Here is a 21131-nt window from a genome sequence, read left to right on the forward strand (position 1 = left end):
CCCTCCGCTGTGTTGTTCTCCCTTGGTTGACCGTTATCCAGAATAGATGTTCGGTCGGGATTGCGCGGTGGGGTGTCAGTCGGGTTTTGTTGAAAGGTAGATATTCGCGAGCAGGCTCGCTCCCACAATGGAATGCATTTTCCCTGTGGGAGCGAGCCTGCTCGCGAAGTGGCCAGTCGCCGCAGCTTAAATCCTGAAGCTGCCCACCAGTTGCTTGAGGCGCGAAGCCTGCTGCTCCAGATCCGAGCACGCGCGCAAGGTCGCTTGCAGGTTCTCCACGCCTTCCTGGTTCAGCGTGTTGATCTCAGTAATATCGACATTGATCGACTCGACCACAGCAGTCTGCTCTTCAGTCGCGGTCGCCACCGACTGGTTCATCCCGTCGATCTCACCGATGCGCAGGGTCACGCTGTTCAGGCGTTCGCCGGCAAGGTTGGCGATCTCCACGCTGTCCTGACTGTGGCGCTGGCTGTCGCTCATGGTGCTCACCGATTCCCGAGCGCCGACCTGCAGCTCCTCGATCATGGTCTGCACCTGTTGCGCCGATTCCTGCGTGCGGTGCGCGAGGTTGCGCACTTCATCGGCCACCACGGCAAAACCACGACCGGCCTCACCGGCGCGTGCGGCTTCGATCGCGGCGTTCAGCGCCAACAAGTTGGTTTGCTGGGAAATGCTGGTGATCACTTCGAGAATCTGGCCGATGTTGACAGTCTTGCTGTTCAGCGACTCGATATTGGTGCTCGATGCGCTGAGCATGCTCGACAGTTGGTTCATCGCCTTGATGCTGCGCTCGACCACTTGCTGGCCGTCCTCGGCCAGACCCCGAGCGTCGCTGGCCTGGTTCGAGGCTTGCGCGGCGTTGCGGGCAATTTCCTGGGCGGCGGCGCCGAGCTGATTGATCGCGGCGGCAACGCTGCTGGTGCGCGAGGCTTGCTGGTCGGAGTTGTACATCGACGAGTTCGAAGCTGCGACCACGCGCAGGGCGACCTCGTTGACCTGGCCGGTAGCTGAGGACACTTCGCGGATCGAACCGTGAATGCGCTCGACGAAGCGGTTGAACGCGGTGCCGAGGATGCCGAATTCATCGTTATTGATGATGTTCAGGCGTTTGGTCAGATCGCCTTCGCCGTCAGCGATGTCTTCCATGGCGCGGGTCATCACGTGCAGCGGCTGGATCAGCAGGCGGATGAGCATACCGAGCAGGGCGATGATGATCGCCACGGCAATAACGGTCGCGATTACCGCTGAGGTGCGGAATTCGCTGAGCATCGCGTAGGCCTGGTCTTTATCGATCGACAGACCGATGTACCAGTTCACCGACGGCAGGCCTTTGATCGGGGCGAAAGTGACGATGCGGGTTTTGCCATCAACCGTCACTTCGCTGAAATCACTGCTGATGCGCGGGGTGTCCTGCGGGTAGGCTTCTTTGAGCGACTTCATCACCAGAGCCTTGTCCGGGTGGACGAGGATCTTGCCGTCGGCGCTGACCAGAAACACATAGCCCATGCCGTCGAAATCCCGCGCGGCGAGGGTATCGACCAGTGATTGCAGGCTCAGGTCGCCGCCGACCACGCCAACACTCTGCCCGGCCTTTTTCGACGCGGTGGCGATGGAAATGATCAACTGGCCGGTGGCCGCATCGATGTAGGGTTCGGTCAGGGTCGAGGTGCTGCTGCTTTCGGCACCTTTATACCAAGGGCGTACGCGCGGATCGAAACCGTCCGGCATTTTCACATCCGGGCGGATGGTGAAGTGGCCAGTGGCATCGCCCAGATAGGTGGCCATGAACGTCGAGGTCAGGCTTTTCTGTTCGAGCAGGCTGGCGACCGTGGCAGGTTCCGGATTGATGGCGATGTTCTGCGCGGCGTTTTCAATCAGCAGAATGCGCCCGCTGAGCCAGGTCTGGATATTGCCGGCGGTGACCTCGCCCATTTCATTGAGGTAATTGTTCAGGTCATCGCGGATCGCATTGCGCTGCAGCCAATCGTTGTACAGCGTGAACGAGGCGAAAGCGGCAATGACGATGAGGGCGGCGGCAAGCAAAATCTTATGGCTGAAGCGCAGGTTTTTGTTCATGGCTTGGGGTTCCGCTAAGGTCTTAATGTCCTGGGCGTGCTTTGATAGAGACGCGCACTATGGGCAAGGTTGAAAAACTGATATTTCCGGCTCTCCTTAGGGAAATGTCTGACCCTGTTTTCTGACGGGTCTGTCCAATTGATGTATCGGCCATGTGTCATCAAAGATTAACCATTGGGTGAGAAAATGCCTGACTCTTCGCAACTCGTTATCGGCGCTGATCCGGCCGCGCAACCCATCGCTCAGGCCATGCGCCTGGCCAACCGCCACGGGCTGATCGCCGGCGCCACCGGCACCGGTAAAACCGTGACATTGCAGCGTCTGGCCGAAGCGTTCAGCGACGCCGGTGTGGCGGTGTTCGCCGCCGACATCAAGGGCGACCTCTGCGGCCTCGGTGCTGCCGGCAACCCGCAGGGCAAAGTGGCCGAGCGCATTGCCGGCATGCCGTGGCTCGGTCACACCCCCCAGGCTTATCCCGTGACGCTGTGGGACATTCACGGTGAGTCCGGTCATCCGCTGCGCACCACGTTGAGCGAAATGGGCCCGCTGCTGATCGGCAGCCTGCTCGAGCTGACCGACAGCCAGCAGTCGGCGCTGTACGCGGCTTTCAAAGTGGCGGATCGCGAAGGTCTGCTCCTGCTGGATCTCAAGGATCTGAAAGCGCTGCTCAATCACCTCAAGGACAATCCGCAGTTGCTCGGCGAAGACGCGGCGCTGATGACCACCGGTTCCAGCCAGGCGCTGCTGCGCCGTTTGGCGACGCTGGAACAACAGGGCGCCGAAGCCCTGTTCGGCGAGCCGGCGCTGCAACTTGAGGATATTCTGCAACCGGGCGCTGACGGCCGTGGACGCATCCATCTGCTCGACGCCAGTCGGCTGGTGCACGAAGCGCCGAAGGTTTACGCAACGTTCCTGCTGTGGTTGCTGGCCGAGTTGTTCGAGCAACTGCCCGAGCGAGGCGATGCTGACAAACCGCTGCTGGCGCTGTTTTTCGACGAGGCGCACTTGCTGTTCGGCGACACGCCCAAGGCGTTGCAGGAACGGCTAGAACAAGTGGTGCGCCTGATCCGTTCCAAAGGTGTGGGCGTGTATTTCGTCACCCAGTCGCCAGCGGACCTGCCGGATGACGTGCTGGCGCAGTTGGGCTTGCGCATTCAACACGGTCTGCGTGCGTTCACCGCCAAAGAACAGAAATCCCTGCGCGCCGTGGCCGATGGTTTTCGCCCGAATCCGGCATTCGACAGCCTGTCGGTGTTGACTGAACTGGGGATCGGCGAGGCGCTGGTAGGAACGCTCACGGAGAAGGGCACGCCGGAAATGGTCCAGCGCGTGCTAGTGGCGCCGCCGCAATCGCGGATCGGCCCGCTGACTGCAACCGAGCGCACCGTGCTGATCGCCGGCTCGCCGTTCAAGGGCCGTTATGACAAGCCGATCGATCGCGAGTCGGCCTATGAGATTTTGATGGGACGCAAAGGGCTGGCGCCGGAGGCTGAAACACCAGCGGGCAAACCGGCGGCCGAAGAGCCGAGCCTCGCCGATCGGGCGGGAGAATTCCTCGGTACGGCAGCAGGGCAGGCGCTGAAATCAGCAATGCGCCAGGCGGCCAATAACCTTGGCAAGCAATTGGTGCGGGGGTTGATGGGGTCTCTGCTCGGAGGCAGCAAGCGCCGCTGATCCAGGAATTGCCGGAGATCAAACCTGTGGGAGCGAGCCTGCTCGCGAAAGCGGTGTGTCATTCAACATCAATGTCGGCTGACATGGCCTCTTCGCGAGCAGGCTCGCTCCCACATGGGAATCGTGTGCACAGTCAGGTCTTGCTTTTGGCATGCGCCGCCAGCCGCTCCAGCGCCGCGCGCAATCCCGGATCGCTGATCCCGTCAGCCGTTGATTGAATCGTCTCTGCCGCACTGCTCGACAAATCCATCGTGTGCCCGACCGCCCGATGCTGGACGATTGGCGGGCGCACGCTGAATTTGATCCGCGACAGGTTGGCGAACTCTTCGAACAATTGCAGTTGTCGTTGCAGGCGTTTCTGCTGATAGCGCAGTCGCGTCGCCCAATGGCCGTCAGTGACCACCAGCGACAGCTCGCCTTCGCGCCACTTGGCTACCCGGCAATGCTCGCGGGCGGCCGGTTGCAGCTGGCTTTCGAGCAGGCGCTGCAAATGCTCCAGACGCTGGGCATGGCCGAGGATGGCTTTCAGCGGTTTGGCTTCGCGGAGCAGAACGGCGGGGGCTCTGGCCGTGAGAGGGCGAAACGCCATGATCGAACACCTGAAGTAACAGAGGCGCCATGTTAGCAGAAAGCTGTGGAACCTCTGGCCCATTGCTTTTGTCCCTGCTTTGCTCATTGCTCATTAAATCAACGCCTGACTTCTTTCCCCGACGGGTTGAAGTTGAGCAAAACGCCCCTATTTTAAGTGAGCCCCGTCAAAGCGCAGTGCCAGCATCGTGGAACATCGCCACTTTCCTCACCACCGTTTCCGGGTAGAATGCTCGTTCGCATGCGGCCATGAGGGCTGCACGGGCGACTCACGGGGCCGCCCTCCATCCCTTTAGTGTGGAAGATCCTGCCGATATGTTTGCGCCTTTGTTAAAGAAACTTTTTGGAAGCAAGAACGAGCGTGAAGTCAAACGCATGCTCAAGACGGTGCAGCTCGTCAATGCCTTCGAAGAGCAAATGGTGGCCCTTTCGGACGATCAATTGCGCGCCAAGACCGCCGAGTTCAAGGCCCGTATCGCCAAAGGGGAAACCCTCGACAAGCTGTTGCCGGAAGCCTTCGCCGTAGCCCGCGAGGCCGGCAAGCGCGTGATGGGCATGCGCCACTTCGACGTGCAACTCGTCGGCGGCATGACCCTGCACGAAGGCAAGATTGCCGAAATGCGTACCGGTGAGGGCAAGACCCTCGTGGCCACCCTGGGTGTTTACCTCAACGCGTTGTCCGGCAAAGGCGTGCACGTTGTGACCGTGAACGACTACCTGGCCCGCCGCGACGCCAACTGGATGCGCCCGCTGTATGAATTCCTCGGCCTGACCGTCGGCGTCGTGACGCCGTTCCAGCCGCCGGAAGAGAAGCGTGCCGCCTACGCCGCCGACATCACCTACGGCACCAACAACGAATTCGGTTTCGACTACCTGCGCGACAACATGGCGTTCAGCATGGATGAAAAATTCCAGCGTGAACTCAACTTTGCCGTGATCGACGAAGTCGACTCCATCCTCATCGACGAAGCGCGTACCCCGCTGATCATTTCCGGTCAGGCCGAGGACAGCTCCAAGCTGTACACGGAGATCAACAAACTGATCCCGCAGCTGGAACTGCACGTCGAGGAAGTCGAAGGCCAGGTCACCAAGGCCGGCCACTACACCGTTGACGAAAAGACCCGTCAGGTCGAACTCAACGAAGCCGGTCACCAGTTCATCGAAGAAATGCTCACCCGCGTCGGCCTGCTGGCCGAAGGCGAGAGCCTGTACTCGGCGCACAACCTCGGCCTGCTGACCCACGTCTATGCCGGTCTGCGTGCGCACAAACTGTTCAACCGCAACATCGAATACATCGTTCAGGACGGCCAGGTCGTACTGGTCGACGAACACACCGGTCGTACCATGCCGGGTCGTCGCCTGTCCGAAGGCCTGCACCAGGCCATCGAAGCCAAGGAAGGTCTGAACATTCAGGCCGAGAGCCAGACCCTGGCCTCGACTACGTTCCAGAACTACTTCCGTCTGTACACCAAGCTGTCCGGCATGACCGGTACCGCCGACACCGAAGCGTTCGAATTCCACCAGATCTACGGTCTGGAAGTCATGGTCATCCCGCCGAACAAACCGTTGGCGCGTAAGGACTACAACGACCTGGTGTTCCTCACCGCCGAAGAGAAATACGCGGCGATCGTGGCCGACATCAAGGAAAGCATGGCGGCCGGTCGTCCGGTGCTGGTGGGTACCGCGACCATCGAGACCTCCGAGCACATGTCCGCATTGCTCGTCAAAGAAGGCATCGAACACAAGGTTCTCAACGCCAAGTTCCACGAAAAAGAAGCCGAAATCATCGCGCAGGCCGGTCGTCCGGGTGCGCTGACCATCGCCACCAACATGGCCGGTCGTGGTACCGACATCCTGTTGGGCGGCAACTGGGAAGTGGAAGTCGCTTCGCTGGAAAACCCGACCCCTGAGCAGATTGCACAGATCAAGGCCGACTGGCAGAAGCGTCACCAGCAAGTGCTGGAGTCCGGCGGCCTGCAGGTAATCGCTTCCGAGCGTCACGAGTCGCGTCGTATCGACAACCAGCTGCGTGGCCGTGCCGGCCGTCAGGGCGATGCCGGTTCGAGCCGCTTCTACCTGTCGCTGGAAGACAGCCTGATGCGCATCTTCGCTTCTGATCGGGTGAAGAACTTCATGAAAGCCCTGGGCATGCAGCCGGGCGAAGCGATCGAACACCGCATGGTGACCAACGCGATCGAGAAGGCGCAGCGCAAGGTTGAAGGCCGCAACTTCGACATCCGCAAGCAACTGCTCGAGTTCGACGACGTCAACAACGAACAGCGTAAAGTGATCTATCACATGCGTAACACGTTGCTGGCCGCCGACAACATCGGTGAGACCATCGCCGACTTCCGTCAGGACGTGCTCAACGCTACCGTCAGCGCACACATTCCGCCGCAATCGCTGCCAGAGCAGTGGGACGTCGCCGGTCTGGAAGCGTCGATCGAAAGCGATTTCGGCGTGAAATTGCCGATCCAGCAGTGGCTCGACGAAGACGATCACCTGTACGAAGAAACCCTGCGCGAGAAGCTCATGGCCGAGCTGATGGCGGCGTACAACGAGAAAGAAGACCAGGCCGGTGCCGAGGCGCTGCGCTCGTTCGAGAAGCAGATCGTCCTGCGCGTACTCGACGACTTGTGGAAAGACCACCTGTCGACCATGGATCACCTGCGTCACGGCATTCACCTGCGTGGCTATGCGCAGAAGAACCCGAAGCAGGAGTACAAGCGCGAATCCTTCACGCTGTTCTCCGAGCTGCTCGATTCGATCAAGCGCGATTCGATCCGCGTGCTCTCGCACGTTCAGGTACGCCGCGAAGATCCGGAAGCCGAGGAGCAACGCCTGCGTCAGGAAGCCGAAGCACTGGCGGCGCGCATGCAGTTCGAACACGCCGAAGCGCCTGGGCTGGATCAGCCGGAAGCGTTGGGTGAAGAGGTCGATGTGGCCCTCGCCACCGCCACTGCCCCGGTTCGCAACGAGCAGAAGCTGGGCCGCAACGAGCTGTGCTACTGCGGTTCGGGCAAGAAATACAAGCATTGCCACGGGCAGATCCAGTAAAACCCGTTTCAATCGCTGAACACCCGCGCCGCGACCGGCTCCTGCCGTCGCGGCGTTTTGCCATTTATCCCACCGTCCTTTCCCGTGGCGGTGCTGACATCATTGAGTAAGGAGCGCATTCATGGCTGTTGGTCTTGGTCCTTTGCCAACGTTGCACCCGGTTGCCGGTTTTGAACTCGGTATCGCCTCGGCCGGCATCAAGCGCCCGGGGCGCAAGGATGTGGTGGTGATGCGCTGTGCTGAAGGTTCGACCGTGGCTGGGGTGTTCACCCTGAACGCGTTCTGCGCCGCACCGGTGATCCTGGCGAAAAAGCGCGTGCACAATGCCGTGCGTTACTTGCTGACCAACACCGGCAACGCCAACGCCGGCACCGGCGAACCGGGCTTGGCCGCGGCCGAGCGCACCACCGCTAAGTTGGCCGAGCTGACCGGCGTCGATGCCAGCCAGATTCTGCCTTACTCCACTGGCGTGATCGGCGAGCCGCTGCCGGTCGAGAAGATCGAAGGCGCACTGCAAGCCGCGCTGGATGACCTGTCGGAGAACAACTGGGAAGCCGCCGCCACCGGGATCATGACCACCGACACCCTGCCGAAGGGCGCCAGCCGCCAGTTCGAGCATGACGGCGTGACCATCACTGTCACCGGCATCAGCAAAGGCGCCGGCATGATTCGGCCGAACATGGCGACCATGCTGGGTTACATCGCCACCGACGCCAAAGTCTCCCGCGAGGTGCTGCACAATCTGATGCTCGACGGCGCGAACAAGTCGTTTAACCGCATCACCATCGACGGCGACACTTCGACCAACGACTGTTGCATGCTGATCGCCACTGGCAAAGCCGCGTTGCCGGAAATCACCCGCGCTGAAGGCGAGCTGTTCGCCAAGTTGAAGCAGGCGGTGTTTGAAGTGTGCATGGACGTGGCCCAGGCCATCGTGCGCGACGGCGAAGGCGCGACCAAGTTTGTCACCGTCGAAGTGAATGGCGGCGGCAATCATCAGGAATGCCTGGACGTCGGCTACACCGTGGCCCATTCGCCGCTGATCAAGACCGCGCTGTTCGCCTCCGACCCGAACTGGGGCCGCATTTTGGCCGCCGTGGGCCGTGCCGGTGTGCCGGATCTGGACGTGAGCAAGATCGACGTGTTCCTCGGTGACGTGTGCATCGCCAGCCGTGGCGCCCGCGCCGCGACCTACACTGAAGCCCAGGGCTCGGCAGTGATGCAGCAGGAAGAAATCACCATTCGCATCGAACTGGGTCGCGGTGATTGCAGCGAAACCATCTGGACCACCGACCTGTCGCATGAGTACGTGAAGATCAACGCTGAATACCGTACTTGATTCAAGGTGTGGGAGTGGGCTGCCGGCCTCTTCGCGGGCAAGCCCGCTCCCACAGTGATTGCGGTCGTTCACAAATGCCGTGTCCACCACCAAAACCTGTGGGAGCGGGCTTGCCCGCGATGACGGACGACCAGACGCCAGACATTCTGGATTGTTTCCCTGACGAAAAGGCGCCACACCATGTCCCTGCACCTGATCATCGGCGACAAACTGCTTTCCTCCTGGTCCCTGCGTGCGGCACTGGCGCTGGACCTGACCGGCGCACCCTACAGCGAAGAGCTGATCAAGCTCGGCAAGCCCGACACCCGCGAGCGCCTGCTCAAGCATTCGCCTACCGGCAAGGTGCCGCTGCTGCAAACCACCCGTGGCACCATCGCCGATTCGCTGGCCATTGCTGAATACCTCGCTGAGCAGTTTCCGTCCGAGCAACTCTGGCCGAGCGATACCTTCGCCCGCGCCCAGGCCCGCTCGGCCTGCGCACAAATGCACAGCGGCTTCTTCGCCATGCGCAATCACATGCCGTTCAACCTGAGCCAGGACGCACCACTGAACCCGGTGCCGCCAGAGGTGAAGGTCGATATCGAACGCATGCTCGCGCTATGGGCTGAGTGTCGTGCGGCAGCCACGGAAGAGGGCCGATACCTGTTCGGTCGTGTCAGTCTCGCCGATGCCTTTTTCGCGCCGATCGCCGTGCGCCTGCGCACCTATCAGGTGAAGTTGCCGGCAGTCGACGAAGCTTATGTTGAAACCGTCTACCAATGGCCCGCCTTCAAGGCGTGGCAAAAGGCTGGACTGGAGGAATTGAACCCGTGAAACGCGTCCACGTCGCCGCTGCCGTCATTCGTGACGGCGCCGGCAAAATCCTCATCGCTCGCCGCGCTGACACTCAACACCAGGGCGGCTTGTGGGAATTTCCCGGTGGCAAGGTCGAGGCTGACGAGTCGGTCGAATCGGCACTCGCTCGCGAGCTGCACGAAGAGCTGGGCATCGTCGTTGCCGCTGCCCGTCCGCTGATCAAGGTTCGCCACAATTATCCGGACAAACAGGTGTTGCTGGATGTCTGGGAAGTCTCGGCGTTCAGCGGTGAACCCCACGGCGCTGAAGGCCAGCCTTTGGCTTGGGTCCCTGCCAGGGAGTTGATCAACTACGAGTTCCCGGCGGCCAATCAGCCGATCGTCGCGGCAGCGCGCTTGCCTGCCGAATACCTGATCACTCCGGAAGATCTCGAAGGCCCAGCACTGTTGCGCGGCATCCAGAAGGCGATCGCCGGCGGCATCAAATTGATCCAGCTGCGCGCACCCAACGGCTACGACCCGAAATACCGCGATCTGGCGGTGGATGCCGTGGGCCTGTGCGCGGGCAAGGCACAGTTGATAATCAAAGGGCCGTTCGAATGGCTTGGCGATTTCCCCTCGGCCGGTTGGCACATCACCGCTGCCCAGCTGCGTAAATACGCAGCGGCAGGACGTCCGTTGCCGGCCGAACGCTGGCTCGCGGCATCGTGCCATAACGCCGAAGAGCTGGCGCTGGCCGAGCAGATGGGCGTCGACTTCGTCACCCTGTCACCGGTGCAGCCGACGCTGACGCACCCGGATGCACAGCCGTTGGGGTGGGAGCAGGCACAGGCGTTGATTGACGGTTTCAGTAAACCGGTGTTTCTGCTCGGTGGGGTAGGGCCGGCGGAGCGCGAAAAGGCCTGGGGAGTTGGGGCTCAGGGTGTGGCGGGAATTCGGGCGTTCTGGCCGGATCCAGTGTAAGGGCTACCGACCTCTTCGCGAGCAGGCTCGCTCCCACAGTGGATTGCATTTCTCCAGTCAGAATGCAGTCAAATGTGGGAGCGAGCCTGCTCGCGAAGGCGCCCTGACAGGCGCTACTTACCTTCAGGTTTCGCAGCCGGCTGCCAGAGAATTTCCGCAACCCCCTGTCGCCGCGCAATCAACCGCGCCACAACAAACAGCAAATCCGACAACCGATTGATATACGCCAGGCCAACCCCGGCCAATGGCTCAACCGAGTTCAAATGCTGACAGCGGCGCTCGGCACCGCGCGCCAGACTGCGGCAGACATGCGCCTGGGCAATCAGCATCGAACCGCCCGGCAAGATGAAGTTCTCCAGCGGCCCCAGCTCTTCATTCCATACATCGATCGCCGCTTCCAGCCGCTCGATTTCAGCCTCGTTCAACGCCTGGTATTCCGGCATCGCCAGTTCACCGCCGAGGTCGAACAGGCGATGCTGACACGGCGCCAGCACGTCGATGATTTCATTCAGCCCCGGATGCACTGCGCGCTCGGCGAGCAAACCGGCTAGCAGCACGCCGACCTGACTGTTCAGCGTATCGACCTCGCCGATCGCCTCGATGCGCGGGTGATCCTTGGGGACGCGGCGGCCGTCACCGAGGCCGGTCTCGCCTTTGTCGCCGGTGCGGGTGTAGATCTTCGACAAGCGAAAGCCCATGGGTTACCTCGGTAATGAATTGGTTTCGGTGGTCAATGGCGCCGGTTGCGCCAGCGGCAAACGCAGGGTGAAGCAAGTGCCCTGGCCGGGCGCCGACTGCACTTCCATCTGGCCCTTGTGGTTGTTGGTGATGATGAAGTACGACACCGACAGACCAAGCCCCGTGCCCTGGCCGATTTCCTTGGTGGTGAAGAACGGCTCGAAGGTACGCTTGCGCACGCTCTCGCTCATACCGATGCCATTGTCTTCGACCTGAATCTCGGCCCATGGCGGATTGAGTCTTGTGCGCAAGATGATCCGGCCCGGCTCGCTGTCGTCTTCACGCTGGTGAATGGCCTGGGCGGCGTTCTTCAGCAGATTGAGCAACACCTGTTCCAGCTCGTTGGCGGTGCCCGGCACGGGCCCGAGGGCTGGGTCGAACTGGCGGATGATCGCCTGGCCCTTGAAGTCGAAACCGATGGCCAGATCGAAATCGTTGCCGGCGATTTCCACGGCTTGGTCGATCAGCGCCGGTAGATCGCACGGCGCCATTTGCCGGGTGCTGCGGCGGCTGAAGCTGAGCATGTGCGTGACGATTTTCGCCGCGCGGGCGCCGGCCTGTTGAATGCCGTCGAGCAATTGCGGGACTTCGCGGCCTTGCAGGTAGCGGTTCACCGTGTCCAGTTCGATGCCCAGTTGTTCGGCAGTCTCGATGTTCTTCGGCAGATCCGCCGACAGACGCCGACGAATGTTCTGCACGTTGTGCAGGATCGCGCCGAGCGGGTTGTTGATTTCATGGGCCATGCCGGCCGCAAGTCCACCGACCGAGAGCATCTTCTCCGACTGCACCATCATTTCTTCCAGCGACAGACGCTGGGTGATGTCGTCGATACGGATCACCACGCCACGCCCGGCCCCGCCCATCAGCGGATAAAACGTCAGCGCATAGTGTTTGGGTTCATCGTCCTTGAACCAGGTCACCCGGTCGACTTTGGCCACGGTGTGCTGCTCAACGGTAGCCTTGAGCTGCGGCAAGAACGGCTTGAGCGGCTCGAAGGCGAGGAAGATCGGCTGGTTCAGCGCCTCGTCCAAGCGGGTGCCGGAGAGCGCGCTGGCCTCCTGGTTCCACTGGGTGACGTAGAGTTGCTCGTCGAGGGCGATCAGCGCGGACGGCATCGAGTCGATGATGCTGTTGAGGTAGTTCTGGAAGCCGGTGAGCTTCTTCTCGATCTTGCTGCGCACCTGGACTTCCAGCTCCAGTTTGCGGTTGGTGTGACGGGTTTCCTCGGCCAGCCCCTGCGCCTGATCGTAGGCAGCCTGCGAGTCGTCGCGGGCGCGTTTGAGTTGCTGCTCGCGGGCTTCGATGCGCGAAAGCATGGTGTTGAACGCCTCGGCCAGACTGCCGATTTCGTCGTGATTGCCGCGCGCGGCGCGCAGGGCGTAGTTCTCTTCGCGGGTGACCTGCCGCGACAATTCCTCAAGTTGATGAATGGGGCGGGTAATCAGACGTTTGATCTGCCGGGCAATCACCAGCCACAACAACACACTGAAAATCAGGATGCCGAGGCTGGCGGTCAGGGTGCCGGTGTAGAACGCCATCGGCAGCTCGCTACTGGCGACCAGCAACAGATGTCCCGGCGCCGCACCGGGACGGGGCAGGGTGATCAGTTGATTGCTGCGAAACTCGGTAAGCTGCCAGGCTTCGACATGCCGATAGCGCTCCGGCAAGTGAAGTTTGTCGCCGCGCTGCACCTGCGCCAGACGTTCACCCTTGCCGTCGTACAGGGCAGCGGCGCGCAACGGTGAATAACTGTCGAGCTCCTTGAGCAGACGTTCGGCGCTGCGCGGTGATTCCAGCGCATCGCTGACCAGACTCGGATTGGCAATCAGTCGGCCAATGGTCTGCAGGGCCTGTGGCGCCATGCTTTCCTGGGAAATGTAATAGGCGGCGCTGATAAAGGTCAGGTTGGCGACCAGCAGAACCGTGGTCAACAACACCAGCAGGGCGGCCAGCAGTTTCTGGCCGACCGGCAGGTTTTCAAGGCGCTGGCGCAATGGCATCAGGTTTATCGCAGCAGGGGAACAAGTCGTCAGCCTAGCGGCTGCTCAGTCGCTGGGCAATCCACGCTTGTGCAGATGAGCGATCAGACGTTGCTGCAACTGGTGCAGATGCGGCAGATGCAACTGATGGCGCTCGGCGACTTTACATGCGTGGCCCAACAGATAGCTGATCTCGGTGCGGCGCTGGTTGGCGACGTCCTGATACATCGAGGAATAATTGGCGGCGGTGGCGTGGATCACTCGTTCGACTTCCACTTGCAGATTGTCCGCCGCAGCCGGCTGGCCGCAGCGTTCAAGCAGTTCCGTCAGTTCGGCGCAGAGTGTGGCGACTTCGCAGTGATGCTCGCTCAGCCCGCCGTTGCGGCAATCGTGGAGCACGGTCAGCGGATTGATCGCGCAGTTCAGCGCCAGTTTGCGCCACAGCCGAGTGAGGATGTCAGCGTTCCATTCATGGGGAATGTTCGCCGCTTGCAGATCGTCCAGCCAGACTGGCGCCAGCGGATTCGCGCCATCGCCCAGCCAGTTGAACCCGTGACCGGCGAACACCACGCGCCAATCGCCGTCACGGAACGCGCCCTCGGTGCTGGAGGCGCTGATGCAGCGCGCCTGTGGCACCCGCGCGGCGACGGCGTCCTGACTGCCAAGGCCGTTTTGCAGCAGGATCAGTTCGGCATCCGGAGCGAGACGTGAAGCGAGGCGGGCGACGGCCTCTTCGGCGTCATAGGCCTTGCACGCGACCAGCAATCGGCGAATGGGCTCGGGGCTGTCCGGGGTTTCGCCGGGAACTGCATAGGTGTGAGCTTGTCCGTTTTCTACCAGGGTTAATCCGCCCATTGCCTCGTAGCTTTGCAAGCGTGCCGCATCACGCAGGATCAGTCGCACAGGCAAGCCGGCGCGGGCCAGACGTGTTGCCCAGAGCGTGCCAAGGCTGCCGGCGCCAAGTACGTGCCAGGTGGTCGACATCAGTTTTTTGCTCGATTGCTTGCAGGCATGTGCGGCTCGCCGTATCGGTAGGAAAAGACCCGTTATAATGAGCCCGATTTTAACCGCAAGCCAAGCGCGCTCCATCCACATCGAGCGCGCCTTTTTTATTGGAGAGATTACATGCCGTCGTTCGACGTGGTATCCGAACTGGACAAACACGAACTCACCAACGCGGTCGAGAACGCCGTGAAGGAACTCGATCGTCGTTATGACCTGAAAGGCAAAGGCAGCTTCGAGTTCAAGGAAAAAGATTTGACCGTCAGCCTCACCGCCGAAGCCGCTTTCCAGCTCGAAGCGATGATCGAAATCCTCAAGCTCGCGCTGACCAAGCGCAAGATCGACGTACAGTGCCTCGAGGTCAAGGATGCGTACGCTTCCGGCAAGCTGATGAAGCAGGACGCCATCCTCAAGGAAGGCATCGACAAAGAGCTGGCGAAGAAGATCGTCGGCCACATCAAGGAAGCCAAGCTCAAGGTCCAGGCCGCCATTCAGGGCGAGCAGGTGCGTGTCACCGGCAAGAAGCGCGACGACCTGCAGGAAGCCATCGCGGCCCTGCGTGCCAAGGAATTCGGCATGCCGCTGCAGTTCAACAACTTCCGCGACTAAGCTTGGTCTGAAGGCTATGTGGGAGCGAGCCTGCTCGCGAATGCGGTGTTTCATTCAGCGAAGAGTTGACTGACACACCGCTTTCGCGAGCAGGCTCGCTCCCACAGTTGTTTTGTTGTTTTGAATACACCCGGGAAGCCGGAAATCAGGAGATGGAACATGGATTTGAATGCGGAAGTGGACCACTTGGTCAAGGCGTCCCAGGCGTGGATCCCGATGATCATGGAATACGGCAGCCGCGTACTGCTGGCAGTGATTACCCTGGCGATCGGCTGGTGGCTGATCAACAAGGTCACGCAAAAACTCGGCGGTCTGCTGGCGCTGCGCAATGCTGACCTGGCCTTGCAAGGCTTCATCAGCAGCCTGGCCAACATCATTCTCAAGGTACTGCTGATTGTCAGCGTCGCGTCGATGATCGGCGTCGAAACCACGTCCTTTGTCGCGGCCATCGGTGCTGCGGGTCTGGCAATCGGTCTGGCCTTGCAAGGCAGCCTGGCCAACTTCGCCGGCGGCGTGCTGATTTTGCTGTTCCGTCCGTTCCGTATCGGTGACTGGATCGAAGCCCAAGGCGTGGCGGGCACTGTCGACAGCATCCAGATCTTCCACACCGTGCTGCGCACCGGCGACAACAAGACCATCATCGTGCCAAACGGCAACCTGTCGAACGGCATCATTATCAACACCAACCGTCAGCCAACCCGCAAAGTGGTATTCGATGTGGGCGTGGATTACGAGGCGGATCTGCAGAAAGCTCGGCAGGTGCTGCTGGATCTGGCCAAGGATGCCCGCGTCATGCAGGATCCGGAACCGCAAGCGGTGATTTCGACGCTGGGTGACAGTTCGATCACGGTGTCCCTGCGCGTCTGGGTTAAAACCGCAGACTATTGGGATGTGATGTTCATGTTTAATGAACAGGCGCGTGATCGTTTGAAGGCTGCCGGGATTGATATTCCATTTCCGCAGCGAGTTATACGTGTAGTGCAGGAATCGGCGGCGCAATGATAGGTTGCTAGCTAAGTAATTATTAGCCGGTCTGTCAATACAGATGAAATAAAAAAGGCCCATCGGAAGATGGGCCTTTTTTCATGCTTTAAAACTAACCACTGACAATTACAAGATGTTCAGCGGGTACTCGGTGATCAGGCGGAACTCTTTGACATCGCCTTCACCTTCGTCGGCGTTGGCCACGTGCCAAGCTTGACGAATGCGGAAGGACAGGTCTTTCGCCGGGCCGCTTTGAACAACGTACTTGGCTTCAAAGTTGGTTTCGTGGTGTTTGCCATCTTCACCATACAGACCGGCATAAGCGCTGCCTGCTGGAGTATTGGTGCCATCAATGTCCCAACCTTTGACGTAACGAACCATGAAGCTCAGGCCAGGCACGCCGTACTCAGCCATTTTCAGGTCGTAACGGGCTTGAACGGATTTTTCGCCTGCACCGTTGAAGTCAGAGTACTGGATCGAGTTGGCCAGGAAGATCGAGTCGCCACCACGGTTGTTCTTGCCCACGCCGATGTAGTCGAACGGGGTGTCGCCGTTGACCTTCTGGAAGGCCAGGGTGAAGGTGTGCGCTTTGAGGAACGACAAAGCGGTTGCCAGCGAGAACGTGGTGTTGCTGATGTCGCCCGCTTCGGCACTACCGGTGTCGGTGGTGCGATAGATGTTGAAGTCGGTGTTCAGCGAAGTATCACCACCGAATGGAGTGGTGAGGTTCACGTTGGCGTAGTACTGGTTCCAGATGTCTTCCAGCTTCGCGCCGTACAGCGATGCACTGAGGTTGTCAGTGATCGAGTATTTGCCACCGAAGTAGTCGATGTTGTTCGCCTCAACACCGGCATAGGTAGCGTAGAGGCCGCCATCACGGGCGTTCTTGTCCTGGCTGGAGCCGGAGTAGAAGTGACCGGCTTCGAGATCCAGGTCTTTCACTTCGCTGCTCTGCAACTGGAAGCCAGTGGCAGTTTGCGGAAGGATGCGCGAACCGCCGACAGCAAACACTGGGGAAGTGCTTGGCTGCATGTCGCCGAATTTCAGTTCGGTCTTGGAAACGCGGAACTTGATGGAAGCGCCTGCCTTGCCCTGACTGTCGTTGACGTCACGAGCGTAGCCGTTGGCCTTGACGGTATCGCTACGGCTCATGTTGCCAGTACCGGAAGTACCGTCACCGCCATCCAGTTTCAAGGCCAGATAGCCGTAGGCATCAATACCTACACCCACGGTGCCCTGGGTATAACCGGAGGTGAAGTTGCCGAGGAAACCCTGGGTCCAGTCTTTCTGGTCGCGGCCACCATTCTTGTTGTCACGGTTGAAGTAGTAGTTCTTCAACGTTTCGGTGAGTTTCGCACCTTCAACAAAACCTTTGGCTTCTGCCTGGTCATCTACGAACGGGGCGGCCGTAGCCAACTGGGAACTGGCTGCTGCAGCAACTGCCAGTGCGATCATGCTCCACTTCATCACGCGCATCGTGATTTGCTCCTTTGGTTTTAGAAGAGTACTGCCGTCCCACCTGTTTTATTATCTGGGCGGCTCTTTCTTTTTGTGTCGGCGCAAACTTATATCACGCCGACAATGTTGGCGATACTTGCGAAACCAACCTTTCAGCTTCTTTACGGCGTTGTCGCAAAAGGAGCGCTGGATGTCGCAAATTCACAGTACCGATGCAGCCGGACTGACAACTTTATCGCTGTTTCCGGACCTCTTGGCATCGCTACAAAAGAGTCCCTGGCAAAACACTTGAATCTCCATCGGGCAACCCTGCCACTGTTTTTATTGGCTTCAGGCGACCACTGCCGCTGGCACGCCTATAGTCCATAACGTTATGAATGCAACAAGCGTGCACAAACCGCAAAAATGTCGCGGTTATTTTTCTGTAGCGCGCCCGCATATGTGAAAACCTTGTGAAAACGGGGCCTCGGGCTTGTTTTGTCACACGCTTGACGTGGTTTGCCCAATGGTGTTGCAACGCACCAAAGGTGCGCGAGACAGCAAAAAACGTTACCGGTTCACCCCGTACTGAGTATTTGGCGGATGCCCGACCCAGTGAGCGTAGACGGGTTGTGCAGTTTTGGTGCAAAAAAATCGACGGTGGGCCTGAGGGTAGTCTGTCCGTCAGAGAGTCGAGGCTCGCTAGATCAAGGAATTTCATGCGACTCTTCACGTCAAGGCTCATGTCATGGCCTAAGTTGGTGCGCGGCGCGGACAGATGTCTCATGTCGAAGCGGCTGGGGATTAACTGCCGGGGCAGCGTGAAGGCCGCTGCATTCGCAGGTATGCTGCCGTCCTGTCGCTTGGCGCGTCGCCTCTTTGGAGCCGCCGCTAAGCTGAGTCATAGGATCAGCCGGGAGTACGTACAGTGTTTGCTTTGGATTCACGACTTCAACAGGACACCCTGGTCATCGGTGACTTTCCGTTGTGCCGGCTGTTGCTGTCCAACGACAGCAATTACCCGTGGTTCATCCTGGTGCCTCGCCGCGAGGATATAAGCGAGTTGTTTCAGTTGGATGTCGCCGATCAGCAGCTGCTCTGGCAGGAAACCACCACGCTGGCCGAGTTGCTCAAGGATTCGTTCGACGCTGACAAGCTGAACGTCGCAACACTGGGTAACGTTGTCAGTCAACTGCACATGCATGTCATCGTGCGCAAACGCGATGATGCTGCGTGGCCGGCGCCGGTCTGGGGCAGGCATCCGGCCAAGCCGTACAGCGCGGAACAGGTAGCAGCCATTCGCGAGCGCTTGCGTCTGGTGCTGACTGAAGAATTCACCTTTGTGGAGGGCTGAGTCATGAGCCTTGAAGAGCGCGTAACCGATCTGGAAAGCCGTCTGGCCTTTCAGGATGACACCATTCAGGCATTGAACGATGTGCTGGTGGCCCAGCAGAAAGTCATCGAGCGCCTGCAATTGCAGATGGAAGCGCTGATCAAGCGTCACGAAGAAATGGTCGGGCAGTTCGGTGCCTTTGAAGAAGACGCGCCGCCGCCACATTACTGAGCCATTCGGCAGGCATAAAAAAACCGCGAGCAGCCAGGCTGTTCGCGGTTTTTTTTGCTTTGGATCAGCGACGCGGCAGGGCGGCGATCACGTCCTCGGCTTGCAGGCCTTTGTCGCGGTTCATCACCGAGAACTCGACGCGCTGGCCTTCGACCAGGACGCGATGGCCTTCGCCACGAATGGCGCGAAAGTGCACGAAAATATCGTCACCGGAATCCCGGGAGATAAAACCGAAACCCTTGGAAGTGTTGAACCACTTCACGGTGCCGGTATCGCGATTGCTCATGTCATAGGTAGTCGGCGCAGCGGCCGGTGACGATTTGTAGAAGCTGATGGCCAGGTGCAGCAGCACGGCAACCAGCGCAATGACCAGGCTGAACAATACGGCCGGCTGGCCAGCGATAACCGGCATCGGCGCGATCAGGGTCAAGGTTTGCAGGACGACGGTCAGTACCAGAAGGGCGCTGACCAGATTTTGCAGATGCTGGCGCGGGCCTTTGTTCCAGTAAGGAATCACTGGAGCGATGACCAGGTTCAGCAGGCCGAAAAAGGCCAGGTAAAGTGCATCGGGCTGTTGCAGGTAAGGAACGGCTTCGGCTTTCAGGCTGGGTATGAACGACAGCAGCAAGGCTGCTGCGCCCATTAGCAGGTGGACGATTTTCAACATTTTGATTGGCTCACGTTATGACGGCTCACAAGGAAGAGCTGAAGGCGCACGGTTCGCTTCAGGACAAAATAAGAGGCGGTGGACACGTACACGGCATCAGCCTATGCGCAACACCCCGGAAAATAGGGCATGGCGACACACTGCCTATTTAACAGCAAAGCCTGCGGCTACTCAAATCAGCCCGGCCAGCGGCAGAGAAGCGGTCGATTTGTCGCAGTCAGGTCACCGATTCATAGCTGCGAGCCGGCGCTTGCCTTGCTAAAGTGGGGGCGAACCTGCTGGATGAATTCACTCATTGTTAGGGGGTAAGCATGGCCATTGATATCGGTATCAGCGAAGAAGACCGCAAATCCATCGTCGAAGGGCTGTCGCGACTGCTGTCGGACACCTACGTGCTGTATCTGAAAACCCATAACTTTCACTGGAACGTCACCGGCCCGATGTTCCGCACGCTGCATTTGATGTTCGAGGAGCAGTACAACGAACTGGCGTTGGCCGTCGACTCAATCGCCGAGCGTATCCGTGCGTTGGGCTTCCCGGCACCGGGCGCCTACGCGACCTACGCGCGTCTTTCTTCTATTAAGGAAGAAGTCGGTGTGCCGAGCGCCGAAGACATGATCAAGCAGTTGGTCGAGGGCCAGGAAGCGGTGACCCGTACCGCACGCGGTATCTTCCCGCTGCTGGACAAGGTCAGCGACGAGCCGACCGCTGACCTGTTGACTCAGCGCATGCAGGTGCACGAAAAAACCGCGTGGATGCTGCGCGCGCTGCTCGAGGAGTGACCCGGCCGCTGCGGACGGCTTGAGGTCGTCCGCACGCTGTCCAGACTCTTACTATTGTCGTTGGCTTATCCTACGAGGCTGGTCAACAAGTCGTATGGCGATAACTTTGTCACTGGGTTTTTATGAAGGCGCAGGATGTTGCCTTATAAATCAGCAGTCATGGCAAAGGAGTGTCAACGCTATGGTAGAAGGAGACAGGCGAAGCGACAGGATGTCGGCTTCGCGGCACGTTATAAAAGTCGATCCGTTTGTCAGCGAGTTCGACATGAATCTGATCCGGCCGTTATCGCGATCGATTCGCCTCAACGGATTTGCGACCTGCCTGCGACTCGAGCAGGTCTACTGGAACATCCTCGGCGGCATGGCCGAGGCCAATCATTGTTCGATCAGCACACTGTTGTCCCATGTCGACCGTGAGGTGCATCTGCGTCACGGCGGGGTGAAGAATTTCAGTGCGCTGGTACGGGTGGTTTGTGTCATGAACGGGATCAAAGAACTCGCACCCGCCGTTTCGCGCTGAAACGGCGGTTGCAATGAGGTTGTGGGCTGTGCAGTGTTACGGCTGCACAGCCCGCATTTAATCGATATAATCCCGCGCTTTCGCCGCAAAGCCCTGCGCGCGGCAGCAATCTGATCGCCGAGACACCCCCATGCCAATGTACGATTACCAATGTGCTTCCTGTGGTCATCAGTTGGAAGCCATTCAGAAGATCAGCGACGCACCGTTGGTCGACTGCCCTGCCTGCCAGGCGCCCGAACTGAAGAAGCAGCTGTCCATGCCGGGTTTTCGCCTCAGCGGCAACGGTTGGTACGAGACCGATTTCAAGACCGGAGCCAAGAAGAATCTGGCCGGTGGCGACAAAGCTGACTAGGGTTCA

The 21131-nt window shown here is 59.7% G+C and carries 19 protein-coding genes; 12 read left to right on the plus strand and 7 right to left on the minus strand.

All coding sequences use genetic code 11. The features are described from left to right. Window positions 1–186: 186 nt before the first annotated feature. The gene (locus ACMYUN_RS21170) at window positions 187–2076 is read right to left on the minus strand and encodes a methyl-accepting chemotaxis protein (RefSeq protein ID WP_039758218.1); all 1890 of its coding nucleotides are present in this window, start codon (window positions 2074–2076) and stop codon (window positions 187–189) included. Window positions 2077–2262: 186 nt separating this feature from the next. Here ACMYUN_RS21170 and ACMYUN_RS21175 point away from each other — a divergent pair, with 186 nt between their 5' ends. Continuing rightward, entirely contained in the window at window positions 2263–3750 is a 1488-nt protein-coding gene (locus ACMYUN_RS21175) for a helicase HerA-like domain-containing protein (protein ID WP_415761691.1), read from the plus strand. Between the two features lie 133 nt (window positions 3751–3883). On the opposite strand, the gene ACMYUN_RS21180 is transcribed toward ACMYUN_RS21175, so the two are convergent. Beyond that, window positions 3884–4339 (minus strand): DUF721 domain-containing protein, encoded by a 456-nt coding sequence (locus ACMYUN_RS21180; protein ID WP_039758216.1) that lies wholly within the window; start codon window positions 4337–4339, stop codon window positions 3884–3886. A 314-nt stretch (window positions 4340–4653) separates the two neighbouring features. Between ACMYUN_RS21180 and secA the strand changes: the two genes are divergently transcribed. The 4 genes from secA to ACMYUN_RS21200 all read left to right on the plus strand — a co-directional run bounded on the left by secA (window position 4654) and on the right by ACMYUN_RS21200 (window position 10491). Beyond that, on the plus strand, window positions 4654–7395 hold the full coding sequence (gene secA / locus ACMYUN_RS21185; RefSeq protein WP_415761692.1) for a preprotein translocase subunit SecA: 2742 nt from the start codon (window positions 4654–4656) through the stop codon (window positions 7393–7395). A 121-nt stretch (window positions 7396–7516) separates the two neighbouring features. Next, a complete protein-coding gene (argJ, locus tag ACMYUN_RS21190; RefSeq protein WP_041479803.1) occupies window positions 7517–8734 on the plus strand; it encodes a bifunctional glutamate N-acetyltransferase/amino-acid acetyltransferase ArgJ in 1218 nt (405 codons plus the stop codon). A 180-nt stretch (window positions 8735–8914) separates the two neighbouring features. Further along, window positions 8915–9547 carry a glutathione S-transferase family protein gene (locus ACMYUN_RS21195; protein ID WP_039758210.1) on the plus strand — a complete coding sequence of 211 codons (633 nt, stop codon included), beginning with the start codon at window positions 8915–8917 and terminating at the stop codon, window positions 9545–9547. Continuing rightward, window positions 9544–10491, plus strand: a complete 948-nt coding sequence (locus tag ACMYUN_RS21200) for a Nudix family hydrolase (protein WP_415761693.1) — start codon at window positions 9544–9546, stop codon at window positions 10489–10491. The genes ACMYUN_RS21195 and ACMYUN_RS21200 overlap by 4 nt, the downstream gene beginning before the upstream one ends. Window positions 10492–10604: 113 nt before the next feature. Here ACMYUN_RS21200 and ACMYUN_RS21205 read toward each other — a convergent pair whose 3' ends face one another. Genes ACMYUN_RS21205 through ACMYUN_RS21215 form a run of 3 tightly spaced genes read right to left on the minus strand, consistent with a single transcriptional unit; the run spans window position 10605 to window position 14192 of the window. After that, complete coding sequence (locus ACMYUN_RS21205) at window positions 10605–11189, minus strand: cob(I)yrinic acid a,c-diamide adenosyltransferase (RefSeq protein WP_186567653.1); 585 nt, start codon at window positions 11187–11189, stop codon at window positions 10605–10607. A gap of 3 nt (window positions 11190–11192) precedes the next feature. After that, entirely contained in the window at window positions 11193–13229 is a 2037-nt protein-coding gene (locus tag ACMYUN_RS21210; RefSeq protein WP_039758203.1) for a HAMP domain-containing sensor histidine kinase, read from the minus strand. Between the two features lie 45 nt (window positions 13230–13274). Next, window positions 13275–14192 (minus strand): putative 2-dehydropantoate 2-reductase, encoded by a 918-nt coding sequence (locus ACMYUN_RS21215; RefSeq protein ID WP_039758201.1) that lies wholly within the window; start codon window positions 14190–14192, stop codon window positions 13275–13277. 141 nt (window positions 14193–14333) lie between these two features. Between ACMYUN_RS21215 and ACMYUN_RS21220 the strand changes: the two genes are divergently transcribed. Then, window positions 14334–14819, plus strand: a complete 486-nt coding sequence (locus ACMYUN_RS21220) for a YajQ family cyclic di-GMP-binding protein (protein WP_016773491.1) — start codon at window positions 14334–14336, stop codon at window positions 14817–14819. 159 nt (window positions 14820–14978) lie between these two features. Then, window positions 14979–15821, plus strand: coding sequence for a mechanosensitive ion channel family protein (locus ACMYUN_RS21225; RefSeq protein WP_415761694.1), 843 nt, complete (start codon window positions 14979–14981; stop codon window positions 15819–15821). A gap of 108 nt (window positions 15822–15929) precedes the next feature. Here ACMYUN_RS21225 and ACMYUN_RS21230 read toward each other — a convergent pair whose 3' ends face one another. Continuing rightward, window positions 15930–17279 carry an OprD family porin gene (locus tag ACMYUN_RS21230; RefSeq protein WP_039758197.1) on the minus strand — a complete coding sequence of 450 codons (1350 nt, stop codon included), beginning with the start codon at window positions 17277–17279 and terminating at the stop codon, window positions 15930–15932. Window positions 17280–18168: 889 nt separating this feature from the next. Between ACMYUN_RS21230 and ACMYUN_RS21235 the strand changes: the two genes are divergently transcribed. Continuing rightward, window positions 18169–18594, plus strand: coding sequence for an HIT domain-containing protein (locus tag ACMYUN_RS21235; RefSeq protein ID WP_125917131.1), 426 nt, complete (start codon window positions 18169–18171; stop codon window positions 18592–18594). 3 nt (window positions 18595–18597) lie between these two features. After that, window positions 18598–18804, plus strand: a complete 207-nt coding sequence (locus ACMYUN_RS21240) for a SlyX family protein (protein ID WP_039758193.1) — start codon at window positions 18598–18600, stop codon at window positions 18802–18804. A gap of 64 nt (window positions 18805–18868) precedes the next feature. Here the strand turns inward: ACMYUN_RS21240 and ACMYUN_RS21245 are convergent, their stop codons facing one another. Continuing rightward, window positions 18869–19471 carry a cold-shock protein gene (locus ACMYUN_RS21245; protein ID WP_039758192.1) on the minus strand — a complete coding sequence of 201 codons (603 nt, stop codon included), beginning with the start codon at window positions 19469–19471 and terminating at the stop codon, window positions 18869–18871. A 311-nt stretch (window positions 19472–19782) separates the two neighbouring features. On the opposite strand from ACMYUN_RS21245, the gene ACMYUN_RS21250 reads away from it, so the two are divergent. The 3 genes from ACMYUN_RS21250 (at window position 19783) to ACMYUN_RS21260 (ending at window position 21125) form a co-directional block, all read left to right on the plus strand. Beyond that, the gene (locus ACMYUN_RS21250; protein WP_016773497.1) at window positions 19783–20253 is read left to right on the plus strand and encodes a Dps family protein; all 471 of its coding nucleotides are present in this window, start codon (window positions 19783–19785) and stop codon (window positions 20251–20253) included. 181 nt (window positions 20254–20434) lie between these two features. Then, window positions 20435–20773, plus strand: a complete 339-nt coding sequence (locus ACMYUN_RS21255) for a ribbon-helix-helix domain-containing protein (protein WP_039758190.1) — start codon at window positions 20435–20437, stop codon at window positions 20771–20773. A gap of 130 nt (window positions 20774–20903) precedes the next feature. Continuing rightward, window positions 20904–21125 carry an FmdB family zinc ribbon protein gene (locus ACMYUN_RS21260; protein ID WP_016773499.1) on the plus strand — a complete coding sequence of 74 codons (222 nt, stop codon included), beginning with the start codon at window positions 20904–20906 and terminating at the stop codon, window positions 21123–21125. The last annotated feature ends 6 nt before the right edge of the window (window positions 21126–21131 follow it).

The organism is Pseudomonas sp. CP4 (genome assembly GCF_047758505.1).
Taxonomy (GTDB): Bacteria; Pseudomonadota; Gammaproteobacteria; order Pseudomonadales; family Pseudomonadaceae; genus Aquipseudomonas; species Aquipseudomonas fluorescens_AO.

Excerpts from the sequence above, each read along its gene's own strand:
- ACMYUN_RS21170 (WP_039758218.1), bottom strand. The coding sequence starts at position 2,076 with ATGAACAAAAACCTGCGCTTCAGCCATAAGATTTTGCTTGCCGCCGCC.
- ACMYUN_RS21175 (WP_415761691.1), top strand. The coding sequence starts at position 2,263 with ATGCCTGACTCTTCGCAACTCGTTATCGGCGCTGATCCGGCCGCGCAA.
- ACMYUN_RS21180 (WP_039758216.1), bottom strand. The coding sequence starts at position 4,339 with ATGGCGTTTCGCCCTCTCACGGCCAGAGCCCCCGCCGTTCTGCTCCGC.
- secA (WP_415761692.1), top strand. The coding sequence starts at position 4,654 with ATGTTTGCGCCTTTGTTAAAGAAACTTTTTGGAAGCAAGAACGAGCGT.
- argJ (WP_041479803.1), top strand. The coding sequence starts at position 7,517 with ATGGCTGTTGGTCTTGGTCCTTTGCCAACGTTGCACCCGGTTGCCGGT.
- ACMYUN_RS21195 (WP_039758210.1), top strand. The coding sequence starts at position 8,915 with ATGTCCCTGCACCTGATCATCGGCGACAAACTGCTTTCCTCCTGGTCC.
- ACMYUN_RS21205 (WP_186567653.1), bottom strand. The coding sequence starts at position 11,189 with ATGGGCTTTCGCTTGTCGAAGATCTACACCCGCACCGGCGACAAAGGC.
- ACMYUN_RS21210 (WP_039758203.1), bottom strand. The coding sequence starts at position 13,229 with ATGCCATTGCGCCAGCGCCTTGAAAACCTGCCGGTCGGCCAGAAACTG.
- ACMYUN_RS21215 (WP_039758201.1), bottom strand. The coding sequence starts at position 14,192 with ATGTCGACCACCTGGCACGTACTTGGCGCCGGCAGCCTTGGCACGCTC.
- ACMYUN_RS21220 (WP_016773491.1), top strand. The coding sequence starts at position 14,334 with ATGCCGTCGTTCGACGTGGTATCCGAACTGGACAAACACGAACTCACC.
- ACMYUN_RS21225 (WP_415761694.1), top strand. The coding sequence starts at position 14,979 with ATGGATTTGAATGCGGAAGTGGACCACTTGGTCAAGGCGTCCCAGGCG.
- ACMYUN_RS21230 (WP_039758197.1), bottom strand. The coding sequence starts at position 17,279 with ATGCGCGTGATGAAGTGGAGCATGATCGCACTGGCAGTTGCTGCAGCA.
- ACMYUN_RS21240 (WP_039758193.1), top strand. The coding sequence starts at position 18,598 with ATGAGCCTTGAAGAGCGCGTAACCGATCTGGAAAGCCGTCTGGCCTTT.
- ACMYUN_RS21245 (WP_039758192.1), bottom strand. The coding sequence starts at position 19,471 with ATGTTGAAAATCGTCCACCTGCTAATGGGCGCAGCAGCCTTGCTGCTG.
- ACMYUN_RS21250 (WP_016773497.1), top strand. The coding sequence starts at position 19,783 with ATGGCCATTGATATCGGTATCAGCGAAGAAGACCGCAAATCCATCGTC.
- ACMYUN_RS21255 (WP_039758190.1), top strand. The coding sequence starts at position 20,435 with ATGGTAGAAGGAGACAGGCGAAGCGACAGGATGTCGGCTTCGCGGCAC.
- ACMYUN_RS21260 (WP_016773499.1), top strand. The coding sequence starts at position 20,904 with ATGCCAATGTACGATTACCAATGTGCTTCCTGTGGTCATCAGTTGGAA.